General features: G+C 43.3%; 13 protein-coding genes. 6 read left to right on the top strand and 7 right to left on the bottom strand.

The window, feature by feature from the left end:
* Positions 1–135: 135 nt before the first annotated feature.
* Positions 136–468, bottom strand: a complete 333-nt coding sequence (locus QZ918_RS22530) for a TMEM14 family protein (RefSeq protein WP_293338517.1) — start codon at positions 466–468, stop codon at positions 136–138.
* Positions 469–594: 126 nt separating this feature from the next.
* On the opposite strand from QZ918_RS22530, the gene QZ918_RS22525 reads away from it, so the two are divergent.
* The gene (locus tag QZ918_RS22525; protein ID WP_293338515.1) at positions 595–1899 is read left to right on the top strand and encodes an ATP-binding protein; all 1305 of its coding nucleotides are present in this window, start codon (positions 595–597) and stop codon (positions 1897–1899) included.
* Between the two features lie 425 nt (positions 1900–2324).
* Positions 2325–2771 carry a tellurite resistance TerB family protein gene (locus tag QZ918_RS22520; protein WP_293144004.1) on the top strand — a complete coding sequence of 149 codons (447 nt, stop codon included), beginning with the start codon at positions 2325–2327 and terminating at the stop codon, positions 2769–2771.
* Between the two features lie 98 nt (positions 2772–2869).
* On the opposite strand, the gene QZ918_RS22515 is transcribed toward QZ918_RS22520, so the two are convergent.
* Entirely contained in the window at positions 2870–3031 is a 162-nt protein-coding gene (locus tag QZ918_RS22515) for a hypothetical protein (RefSeq protein ID WP_293338513.1), read from the bottom strand.
* A 52-nt stretch (positions 3032–3083) separates the two neighbouring features.
* Between QZ918_RS22515 and QZ918_RS22510 the strand changes: the two genes are divergently transcribed.
* Both QZ918_RS22510 and QZ918_RS22505 read left to right on the top strand, forming a co-directional pair.
* Positions 3084–3497, top strand: a complete 414-nt coding sequence (locus QZ918_RS22510) for an acyl-CoA thioesterase (RefSeq protein WP_293338511.1) — start codon at positions 3084–3086, stop codon at positions 3495–3497.
* A 237-nt stretch (positions 3498–3734) separates the two neighbouring features.
* Positions 3735–4706, top strand: coding sequence for a putative 2-dehydropantoate 2-reductase (locus tag QZ918_RS22505; protein ID WP_293143341.1), 972 nt, complete (start codon positions 3735–3737; stop codon positions 4704–4706).
* Between the two features lie 234 nt (positions 4707–4940).
* Here QZ918_RS22505 and QZ918_RS22500 read toward each other — a convergent pair whose 3' ends face one another.
* From QZ918_RS22500 to menA, 5 genes are all read right to left on the bottom strand, one after another.
* Entirely contained in the window at positions 4941–6563 is a 1623-nt protein-coding gene (locus QZ918_RS22500) for an AMP-binding protein (protein ID WP_293338509.1), read from the bottom strand.
* On the bottom strand, positions 6557–7552 hold the full coding sequence (locus tag QZ918_RS22495; RefSeq protein WP_293338507.1) for an o-succinylbenzoate synthase: 996 nt from the start codon (positions 7550–7552) through the stop codon (positions 6557–6559). The genes QZ918_RS22500 and QZ918_RS22495 overlap by 7 nt, the downstream gene beginning before the upstream one ends.
* Positions 7553–7752: 200 nt before the next feature.
* Positions 7753–8553, bottom strand: a complete 801-nt coding sequence (menH, locus tag QZ918_RS22490) for a 2-succinyl-6-hydroxy-2,4-cyclohexadiene-1-carboxylate synthase (RefSeq protein ID WP_293338505.1) — start codon at positions 8551–8553, stop codon at positions 7753–7755.
* A gap of 25 nt (positions 8554–8578) precedes the next feature.
* Complete coding sequence (locus QZ918_RS22485) at positions 8579–8824, bottom strand: hypothetical protein (protein WP_293338503.1); 246 nt, start codon at positions 8822–8824, stop codon at positions 8579–8581.
* A gap of 148 nt (positions 8825–8972) precedes the next feature.
* Complete coding sequence (gene menA / locus QZ918_RS22480; protein WP_293338501.1) at positions 8973–9869, bottom strand: 2-carboxy-1,4-naphthoquinone phytyltransferase; 897 nt, start codon at positions 9867–9869, stop codon at positions 8973–8975.
* A 59-nt stretch (positions 9870–9928) separates the two neighbouring features.
* On the opposite strand from menA, the gene QZ918_RS22475 reads away from it, so the two are divergent.
* A complete protein-coding gene (locus QZ918_RS22475; protein ID WP_293338499.1) occupies positions 9929–10081 on the top strand; it encodes a hypothetical protein in 153 nt (50 codons plus the stop codon).
* A 169-nt stretch (positions 10082–10250) separates the two neighbouring features.
* Entirely contained in the window at positions 10251–11681 is a 1431-nt protein-coding gene (locus QZ918_RS22470; RefSeq protein WP_293338497.1) for an isochorismate synthase, read from the top strand.
* Positions 11682–11898: the final 217 nt, after the last annotated feature.

Genomic DNA, 11898 nt, shown 5'->3' with positions numbered 1-11898 from the left:
GCATGGGGCATGGGGCATGGGGCATGGGGCATTGGTCATTGGTGAAAAAATTAGGTTTCTGTTGATTTTAGATTAACTCCCAGTAAAGCCTGGGAGTTAATCTAAAATCTCAACTCTAAAATCAACAATATAAAATCAAAAACCTAACATCGATTGACCGCTGAGTTCGTAAACGATCGCACCCAAAGACGCCAAACTAGCCAAAATCAGCATCCCAGCGGGCATAAACTTGCGAGTTTTGACCAGCCGTACCATAAAAACTACTACTAAAACAGCGGAAATTGCTGCTGCTAATGTTAAACCCCAAGTTTGTCCCATGAGTTGTGCGGTGCCGGCAAAAATTAGCAGCGAACCGCTAACGAGGCCGGAAATGAGCGAGGCTTGGCTTTTGGCTTTGATGTAACCCATGATGCCGCCAATTAGTGTCAAAACGCCGTAGCCGATCGCCGCTGCTGTACCTAAATTCATTTTTAATTCCCCAGTTTTCACTATTTGCATCTCAATTTATACAGCGATAGCTGCGATTGCGGTCACAAATTGTTAGAAAATTTATTAAACCCAGTCCAGATATCTAACTGTTATACAATTGGCATTATGTCAGCCCTAACTTCTCAGGCGATCGCCCAAATCCGTTACCTCCAACGCCAAGCAGCATCTCTGCTGCTATATCAGTCAGTTCTCCAAAACCCCGCAGGTCAAGCTTTTCTTGACTTGCTGCAAGCTCTCCACCACAGCGAACTCAGCGGTCTAGAGTGTCAGGTAGCTTACGGTAACTGGTTCAAAATTCAAGCAGCTCAAAATTTGAGCTGGAAAGATTCCCTGATTTTGCAAATTCTCAAAGACGAAAATCCCTTTTCTCGCCTAGCTCAGCAAACAGATTTTGCGAGTTTGCCACCTGCTTTAGTGGAAGCAGCCAGACATGATTTACAAGTGCTGCAAAATATTTATGACTGCACCAGCGAGCAGTTGAGCAAGTGGGTGCGAGTAGCGGGTCAACTTGACTCAGTGCCTCCCATTTGGCATTGCGAAAATGTACCAGAAAATGCCGAAAAGCCACTGCACGCAAAACTAGAAAAATGGTCGAGCGCTGCGGAATCTTTGGCAGAATATTACCGCAAGTTTGGCACGGGTTTGTTTGCAGAGTATCGTGCTTTTGGGTGGAAATCCGGGCAGTTAATGAGTATTCCACATCCCGATCGCATAAATTTGCAAGAGTTGGTTTGCTGCGATTGGCAGCGAGATGCTCTGGTGAAAAATACAGAGTTTTTGCTGGCTGGTTATCCAGCTTTGCACGTCTTGCTGTACGGAAGTCGCGGCTCGGGTAAGTCTTCGTTGGTGAAGTCGCTGTTAAATGAATTTGGCTCTCGCAATTTGCGCTTGATTGAAGTATCTAAATCGGATTTGCAAGATTTAGCGCTAATTGTGGAAAAATTGCGGGGAGTTCCTCAAAAGTTTATTATTTTTGTAGACGACCTTTCATTTGAGGAAGATGATGATGCTTTTAAATCCTTGAAAGTTGTTTTAGAAGGAAATGTCACCGCCCGGCCTCAAAATGTAGTTGTTTACGCCACATCTAATCGCAGGCATTTAATTCGAGAGTTTTTTGATGACAGGCCTCGCCCCCGCGACGGTGATGAAGTTCACGCTTGGGATACCGTACAGGAAAAACTCTCATTTAGCGATCGCTTTGGCTTGACTTTAACTTTTGAACCTGCGGATCAAAACACTTATTTAACAATTGTCCGACATCTCGCCGAAATTGCTGGCATCAAGCTCGCTGTTGAGGATTTGGAACACCGGGCTAAGGAATGGGCAACTCGCCGCAACGGGCGCTCTGGAAGGACTGCGCGGCAGTTTGTAGATTTTCTGAAAGCTGATTTAGCTTTGTTTGACAAGTAGATTTTCTGCGCTGGGAGAGCGAGTTTTACCAGAAAGAATTGGTTTAAAGCCTCTCCCTTTTATGGATAAATTAAAATCAGATGATTCATTACTCCAATCCTCTTCCTTCCAGGTAGAAGTCCCCCTCAATCTGTCAACTAAGAGGGCGGGCACGGGGGCACCGCCCCTACAAACTGTCAACTGATTAACGCTGTCAACTGTCAACTGTCAACTGTCAACTGATTAACGCTGTCAACTGTCAACTGATTAACGCCGTTACAGCACTAAAGACAAAAATTAAAAATCTTAATTTTTTCATAATTTTAGTAATAATAAATAACTCAGCAGATTTGATATAATCATCTAAATGCCAAGCCAAGGAAGCTTCCAAAGCCAGAGCCCATAGGGACTCCGTGAATCCACTACTAAAGAATGAGGAAAGTATTATGGGTTTATTTGACAAAGTATCGCAGACTCGCCAACAAACTGATGTCACGTTAGGGCCTGCCGAAGCATTTGCGGCGATCGCGCTAATTGCCGTAGCAGCCGACGGTTACATCAATGACAGCGAAAGTAAAGCGATTAGCATGACACTATCTCGGATGCAACTCTTCCGCAGCTATCCAGATGATGTGATGCGAAAAATGCTCGATCGACTGCTGAACATTCTGCAACGGCAAGGAGTTCAGGTACTGTTTAATGCGGCTTTGGCTACACTTCCCGACGAACTTAAAGAAACAGTTTTTGCTGTGACAACTGATATCGCTTTAGCAGATGGCGAGGTTTCAGAAGAAGAAGAACAACTTTTGAACGATCTTTACTGTGCATTGGATCTTTCCGAAGAAGTTGCCCTCAAGATTATAGACGTGATGTTGATTAAAAACAAAGGTTAAGAAAGCAGGGGTAGGGGCAGGAGCGAGCAGGGTGAGTTTGAGAATATCAAAAATTAGCGCCTGCTTCGTTAGGCGATCGCTGCTGCAAAAGTGCTGGTTTACCGATATGATGGTTGTTCAACAGTTGACAGTTGACAGTTGACAGTTGACAGTTGACAGCTTGAGGGTTTGAGAGCTACCTCTAACCTTAAGTCAGAGGATTGGAGTAATGAATAGTCTGATTTTAAATTCTCGCTCAAAGAGTTCCGGCTTCCAACCAATTCTTTCTGGTAAAATTCAGCTTTAATTTGCGATCGCCCGCGACTACCTCAAATGCCTTTTACTTACACCCGCACTGTGCGCTTTCAAGATACCGATGCTGCTGGAGTCGTTTACTTTGCAAACGTTTTGGCGATGTGCCACGAAGCTTACGAGGCATCTCTAGCAGCATCGGGAGTCAATCTCAGAGCCTTTTTTGGCGATCGAGAGGTTGCCTTTCCGATAATTCATGCTAGTGTAGATTTCTATCGTCCGCTGTTTGCGGGCGACGTGCTGACGATTCAATTGACGCCCGCACAAGTTGCAGGCGATGAATTTGAAATTGCCTATCAAGTATTTTCAGGGGAAGTTGCAGGAAGAAGCTGGGCTAAAGCTCTGACTAAGCACGTCTGCATCGATGCAGTTAGCAGAACCAAAAAACAGCTATCTGAAGACTTAATGCAGTGGATGAGGCAATTTGAGAGTTGAGATTTTAGATAACTTCAATATTTAAATAATCGCAGGGAATCAGAATCAAATTTATGTTTAGTTTAAAAGTTCTTCTGATTTGTTTGCATTAAGTAGTTCCACTTAATTAAACGTAAATACAGATGACTTAAAAACCAGCTCTATAAGAAGCATTCTTCCTTCTTCCGACTTCCATCTTCCTAATGACTAATGACTAATGACTACTGACTACTGACTTCTTCCTTCTTCCTTCTTCTTATGACAAATCGCAATTATGCCATAGTCGGCACGGGAGCTTTAGGCGGATTCTACGGTGCTCGACTGCAAAAAGCTGGTTTAGAAGTTAATTTTTTGCTGCGTAGCGATTACGAGCGCGTCAAAAAACATGGTTTGATTGTCGAGTCTCCCGAAGGCGACTTCACCCTCCCGCAAGTCCGCGCCTACCGCGACGCGAACAAAATGCCTAAGTGCGACGTAGTAATTGTCGCGTTGAAAACAACTCAAAATCACTTGTTGCCCAAACTTTTGCCTCCTCTATTAAAGGATAACGGCGCGGTTTTAGTATTGCAAAATGGACTGAATACCGAACCGGAAGTAGCTAAAATTGTCGGTGCAGAACGAGTGGTGGGCGGGCTGTGTTTTCTCTGTTCTTATAAAGTCAGCCCAGGTCATATCTGCCACCTAGATTACGGTACGATTACGCTAGGCGAATATGCCAAAGACTACAAACCTATAGGCATTACTGATAGATTGCACCATATTGCTAGGGATTTTAAACGCGCTCACATTCCAATTAAAATGAGCGAAGATTTGCTGTTGTCTAGGTGGAAAAAGCTGGTTTGGAATATTCCTTATAACGGACTGTCTGTGATTTTGGATGCGAGAACCGACGAACTGATGGCGAATCCGAATACTCTGATTTTAGTTGAGCATATCATGAGGGAAGTGGTAGCAGGGGCCAAAAGTTGCGATCGCATTATTCCCGATGATTTTATCCCGCATATGCTGGAATACACTCATAAAATGAAGCCTTACCGCACCAGCATGAAAATTGATTACGATGAATCGCGTCCTCTGGAGGTTGAGGCGATTTTTGGCAATCCGATGCGGGTAGCCCAAAAAGCAGGTATTAAGTTGCCACAAATAGAGGTACTTTACCAAATGTTGAAGTTTGTGGATTTTCAAAGGCAAGAAGCTGAGAAGACTAGAAGGCTGTTAGGTGTAGATTAATAGATATATAGCGTTTCTCAGAAAGATTAGGTACGTTGTTGGGCTTCAGCCCTCTTAGTCTCGTTGGTTATGTAAGCTATCAATTATACCTTATCTTTTGGAGAAACGCTATAGGTTCGTAATGAGGAATGCGAGTCTTTTAATTTATGCGGACTAAAGTCCTCACTACGAACCTTTTAGTTCTTTGATTTATGCGGACTAAAGTCCTCACTACGAACCAACCTTTTAGTTTTTTTATTTATGCGGACTAAAGTCCTCACTACGAACCTTTTTGAGTGCTAGTTCTTGTAATTGTTCTCGATTGAGTTTGCCTTGAGCATTTCTGGGCAATTGTGTGACGACAACCCAATTTTTTGGTCGTTTAAATTTGCTCAACTTATCTTCTATTGCTGCTTGCAAGTTTTTGACAGTAACTTCGGAATTAGCGGGAACCCAAACAGCCGTAACGACTTGCCCCCAATCTTTGTCTGGTAAGCCAATTATAGCAACATCTGCCACTAAATTAGTATTCTTAATGGCGGCTTCGACTTGGGCAGGAAATACGTTTTCTCCGCCCGTGATAATCTTGTCGCTGCTGCGCCCGACGATATTTAAGCAGTTATTTTTATCGAAAAATCCTAAGTCATCTAATTGGAAATAGGGGGAATCGTCAAATCGTTCAGGATAATAGCCCAAGGCTAAAGATTTAGCATTAACTCTAATATTGCCAATTTGATTGTAGCACAAAATCTCGCCGCTAGCACTGCAAATAGTTATTTTCGCGTGGGGTAAAGTTTGACCGGAAGTGTTATTGCCCGCGAGAAAATCCTCGGGTTTGAGTGTAGCGATTTGCGAGGCGGTTTCTGTCATGCCGTAAGTCGGCGCTAATTTGATTTGATGCTTTCTAGCTGTTGCTAAAAGTTCCGGCCAAGCGGGAGCACCGCCCAAAAGTACGGCACGAAATTGGGATAGCCAATTAGTTGTATCTGGTTTTTGCAGCAGCCGTTGCAGTTGAGTTGGTACTAAAGAAATGAAAAATTCTTCTGGTTCGACATCGCATTTTTCGCCTGCTTCTAGTGTTTTGAATGATGCAATTGCCAGTTTTCCTCCGGTTGTGAACGATCGCACAAATTGCATGAAACCGCTGACGTGGTATAATGGTAAGACGCAGAATGAGTTAATTTTGTCAAGTTGAAAATATTCTTGAAAACCTTGGACTGAGGCTGTGAGGGTTTCCCAAGTGTGGATGGCAAAACGGATTTTTCCCGAGGAACCGCCCGTGGGAATCATTATTGTAGCTAATTCGTCAATTTCGGGTGAAGGTAATTGTCGTGAATGATGGAATTCGGGTGAAGGTAATTGTCGTGAATGATGGAATCCCGGCGAATGGAATTCGGGTGAATGATGGAATTCGGGTGAATGATGGAATTCGGGTGAATGATGGAATTCGGGTGAATGATGGAATTCGGGTGAATGATGAAATCCCGGCGAATGGAATTCGCGACTACACAAACTAAGTCCGCCTTCGCGGACTGGGAGAGGGGGAAATGTGTTTTTAATATTAGTATTTTGTTCTAAAATTAGGTCGGGTTGGACTAAATCAAAGACTTGTTCCCATTCTTCTTTTACCCAGTTGGGATTGCAGAGAAAAATTTGGCATTTGGCGGTGCGGGCGGCGATGAAACTGGCAAGAAATTGCAGGGGTTCTGGTTCGGCTAGGCAAATTTTGGGGGGTGTTTCTCCTGTTTGATTTTGGGTGATTTGTTGCAATTTCCCATCGACAATTCGAGCAAATTCGCCGCTGCCAACACCGATTAGCCAATTGTCGGGTAATTCTAACGGGATATCGTGAATATTTACTGTGAGATTTGTTACCATAGATGCTGTAACCAGGTGTCTTGATTGTCGTCGAACCAGCTATCGGTACCAAAGCCTAGGGCTCGATTATTTACAGATAATTTTGTTGCTAAGTTTAAGGCGGCTTGTCTGCCAATTTTGGTTTCAAATACGGATGAGAAAACTGCGTCTATATTGTGAGTTTGACAAAATTTGCGGAGTTGGGATGGGGAACCGCCAATCGCAGGTTTGATGACGAAAATTCCCCGCCAGCCTTGGTTGTAGCATTCTTGGATGCGATCGAGATTGGCTGCGGATTCGTCTAGGGCGATCGCCGTTGCATAGGTAGCATTCAATCGTACCATTTCTGGGAACTGTGCGATCGCCAGCGGCTGTTCCAAAAATTCAATCTGGGCGCCCAAGTCGGGTGTTGCTGTCACGGTATCGCAAGCTTCCAGCCATTTTTCAGCCTGGGAGTAGGTGAGTCCCCCATTAGCATCTAAGCGCAAAAGTGCTGTTTGGCGATCGGCTAAATCATCCATTGCTGCGATTAGCTGCTGAAAAATAGTTAATTCTTCCTCAATTGCAGAAACGCCAATTTTCCATTTAAACGTGCGATATCCCTCCAACCAAAGCATTGGTAAAACCTGCAAAGCTGTTTCACCTGCGGGTAATAAACCGCTACACTGATTTTTCGGAATTTTGTCTTGACTGTGTGTATTTTCGATTGCTTTGCCCAGATTTTCCCAAGCTGACTCAAAGCCAAATTGACAGGCTGGTAATTCAGCGGGAATCGCAAAAATTATGTCAGAATCAATATTAGCGGGTAACTGTTGACAAAAATCTAATGCTTCCTCAAACTTTTCCGAACCAAACCAACTCAGCGGGGCAATTTCTCCCCAACCAATGCGATTATTTTCGTCAATCAATCGGAGGATAATTCCTTCTCGCATATCCCAAATACCGTGACTTGTTTGTAGCGGGCGCTTAAATTTTCGCTGATAGGTGCGAAAGTCGAATTGATATAACATTTACTTTTTAGTCGATTGTCACCAAGGCCAAAGAAACCGGGTTTTTTACCTAATTTGTCGGTAACAACGAAGAATTTTCGTAAAAAACCCGGTTTCTGACTACCTGTTAATCATCACTAAGACGAAAGAAACCGGGTTTTTAGCTAATTTGTCGGTAACAACGAATGATTTTAGTAAAAAACCTGGTTTCTGAATACTCGTTAATCATAAAATTGTCTCACAACTTCTCCAAACTTATCAATACTTTCAAAATGGATATTGTGACCGGCATTTGGTACAATCTTGAGAGTAGCAGCCGGACACAAGCTGGCAATTTCTGCATTGATACGTTGAAATTTATCATCATCTTCTCCCGCTAGCAAGAGAAGGGGGATTTGATTTTGGGCGAGTTTTTCCCACAGAGAGGGCTGGTTGCCGGTTCCCATGTTACGCAGAGATTTGGCTAATTCTAAGGGATTGTTGGTTAAGCGGCTTTCTATGAGTTGGTGGAATTTGGGGGATTTTTGTAATGATTTGAATAAAGGGCGATCGTACCAGCTTAAGATAAAATCTTTGATATTGCTATTTTCGAGGTTTTGTGCTGTTTGTGAATCGGCTTGCCGTCTGTGCGATCGATCTTTTTCCGCCTTCAATCCCGGACAAGCTGACTCTAACACGACTTTCTCGAATCTTTCAGGAAAATGTAATGTCATGTACAGCGCCAGTCGCCCGCCCATTGAGTAGCCCAACAACAAACATTTGTCTATTTGTAAATCATCTAATAAGTGGATCAATGCTTGGGCTGTATTTGACATATTGTAGCAACTTTCGTCGCCGCTGACTCTGGTTTGTCCGTGACCGGGAAGGTCAACGGCGAGACAGCAATAATTTTTAGATAGTAAGGAAATCACGCTGCTAAAGTCTTGACTGTTGCCCGTGAATCCGTGGAGTAATAAAATTAGTGGCTGATTTTTGTTGCCAGTTAACGAATAGTGAAATTGATATTTTTTAGATTTGTTCATCTACACCGTTAAGCTCCTATTTTTATTACAATATCATTACTATGTTATCAGGGATAGCGCCAGTGTATTCTATTGCTACAGATTTTCCATTTCTTAATGACAGCTTACTATAAATTTCATCGCGTTCTGTTGCATGGGCTAAAACTTCACCTCGAATCACACTTAATTCTTCATATAATTCAGGATTGACAATAAGTACCCACTCATCAGGATACAGACTATAAATTTCTTCTAGGGTGAGGATTGGGCTAGTTTCTACTGGCGTACTCATGATTTGCTTCTCCTTGTTTTCGATTCAATATCAAACTGTTTGTAGTAAGGACTTTAGTCCTTAATTGACTAAAATCTTGGAGAGAGGACTAAAGTCCTGACTACGAACCATAGTTCTATTTTACCGAAATTATCGATAATCGCCCAAACTACAGCACAAACCCCAGCGCTAGCAGCAAACCGCTCGTAAAATGCAGTGTCACTGCGATAAACTTAGAGTTGCTGACCTTTGCGGGTTGGTCGTGATATTCTGTGACATGGCGGCAAAGGTCGATCGCAAAAAACAAACTTCCAAAAATCAACAGCGTCCAAATTGGGAACATTCGCAGCGCCACAAACAGCACAGTCAAAGCATAAACGCTGCCGCACAACCACTGCAACAACTGCGCGCCTTTCTGCGTACCAATTCGGACAATCGGCGATTTTTTACCCGCCGCCAAATCGTCCTCAACTTGATGGAAGTGAGAACAAAATAAGATGATACTGGTAGTAATTCCCACGATGGCAGAAGCTGCAAAATTACTAGCAGACCAAGTTTGAGATTGACTGTAATAAGCAGCAGCTAAAGCCAGCGGGCCGAAGGTAAAAAAGCAAATAATTTCGCCTAAACCCTGATAGCCCAAACGAAACGGCGGCCCTTGATAAGTGTAGCCGAGGGCGCAGCACAAAACTACTAGCAAAATTACTGTTGGATCTTTTTGCCACCAGGAAATACCGCAGATTCCCGACACTCCGATTGCTAAAAATAGATTGGCAAGCCAGAAAATTAAAGCTTTATTTCCGGTTAAGTTGACCAAGGAATGTGCTTTATTTTTATCTATCCCTGTTTCCGAGTCAAATACATCATTGGTGAGATTCAGCCATGCTATAATTAAAATGGCTGAAATTAAAAATGTCGAAAAAATTGACGCATTAATCGTTTGAGTTTCGGCAAAAGCAATTGCAGTTCCTACTGAAATAGGAATAACAGCAACGCTGTACATGGGCGGCTTGATTGCCGCCAGCCACAATTTACTATTTGAACGCTCAATTATCTTTGTTGTCATTACACAAACTTGATGCAATTGATAGCAGCTTGGTAATTTTACAATTTTATTGGTGAAGAATGTCTGCTAAGTCTCCGCTTGAGTGCGCCTCCGGCATCCGTCGATCGCCTTTGCGGGCTCTCGCACGCCCGGTAATGCCCACCTGCAAACCTCTGCGGGGTCGATCGCCTTTTATCGAGAGTCGCCCTCTCAATCTTAAGTTTTATGTCTAAATGTTTCGATGAATCGCGCGATCGTCTGTTTTCTCCCTCCAGCGCGCCCAAACAGTCGGGAAACTCGAAAGGTCATGTTTGGCGATCGCCCGAGCGTGGTTAGATCGAAATAGGGATTATAGCGGGACAAAACCGCACTCTTTCTGACAAATCTGCTATTCTCGATTTCATGACAGTAATACCGCACCGCGCCAATCTTTTGCAAGACCGCAATCAACTGCATCAGTTGCTGTTAGATTGCCAGCAGTCTTTAACCGAAAAAGATCAAACAAAAATAGTTAGTATTTCTCAGGAAATTTCCCCCGTCGATCCGCTAGCGGTACTGCAAGAAATTGCCACACCCGATGACAGACACTTTTATTTTGAAAAAAGAGATCCGATTGCCGGCAACAGTTTTGCGATCGCCGCCCTAGATTCGGCAACCCATCTCACAGTAGCAGGAAGCGATCGATTTGCCCTCGCTCAAAATTTTATTCAATCTTGTCTAGCCCGGACAATTACCATCGGTACGGAACGTTTGCCCTTTAGCGGGCCGCACTTTTTTTGTAGCTTTGCTTTTTTTGATGAGAATCTCGCAACCAATTCTTACTTTCCCCCCGGCACCATATTTTTACCAAAATGGCAGATTACTCGCCTCAACGATAGCTGTACAATTGTCGCCAATGCCAAAATAGATAGAGATATAAATGTTAAAATTATTACTGAAACCATTAGCAAACAATTTGATAAAATTGCCTCTCAAAAATACATCAAATTAATTAACAGCCAAAACTCACTTCCATTAAAACAAATTCCTGTGAATGATGCCGCTCAATTTAAAAAATCTGTCAAGTCCGCTTTAGAATTAATCGAGTCTAAATATTTCAGTAAAATTGTGTTGTCCCAAGCTATAAATGTCATTTGCCAAACACCTTTTAGCGTAATAGATTCCTTAAATAACTTGCGCCTCACCTATCCAGGTTGCTACGTGTTTTCTACCAGTAACGGCAAAGGTCAGCAATTTATCGGTGCCAGTCCAGAACGCTTAATTAGCATTCACAACAATCAGTTGATCGCAGATGCTTTAGCCGGTTCTGCACCGAGGGGAAAAACTGAAGCAGAAGATGGTAATTTAGGCAAAGATTTACTCAACAGTGAAAAGGATATTCGAGAACATCAAGCTGTGATTGACTTTATAGTCGATCGCCTGTTACATCTCGGCATCCATCCCGACTTTTCCCCGCTACCGAGACTGCTGCAACTATCCAACATTCAGCATTTGTGGACACCCATCAGGGCTAGAATTCCCCCAGATATTCACTTGTTGAAAATTTTAGCCCAACTGCATCCAACGCCAGCCGTGGCGGGCGTACCGAGGGATATTGCCCTACAGCAAATTCGGGGCGGCGAAAGCTGCGATCGCTCTTTGTATGCAGCACCCCTGGGCTGGATCGATCGCACTGGTAACGGCGAATTTGCTGTCGGCATTCGATCGGCTTTAATCGATGGATCTCGGGCTATACTTCATGCTGGTGTTGGAATTGTGGCAGGTTCCGAACCTGATAAAGAACTAGCAGAAATTCAACTGAAACTGCAAGCACTTTTAAATGCTTTAGTTTAAGAATAATATAGCCTTTCGAGCGAAAAATGAGATAAGACATAGGGCATAGGGCATAGGGCATAGGGCATACCTTACTTTTGCGATAACTGCTATATCTCATAACTATGTAGCGACAAATTTGGTAACTTAAGATTTAGATATGGGTAGCCAGAAACCGGTTTTTTCAGCCAATACTAGCCAAAAACCCTCAATCTCGAAAAAACCCGGTTTCTTGAGC

Origin of the sequence: Microcoleus sp. CAWBG58, from assembly GCF_020883045.1 — a bacterium.
Classification (GTDB): Bacteria; Cyanobacteriota; Cyanobacteriia; order Cyanobacteriales; family Microcoleaceae; genus Microcoleus.
The sequence above is the reverse complement of the archived record's forward strand: the minus strand, read 5'-3'. Positions and strand labels throughout refer to the sequence as shown.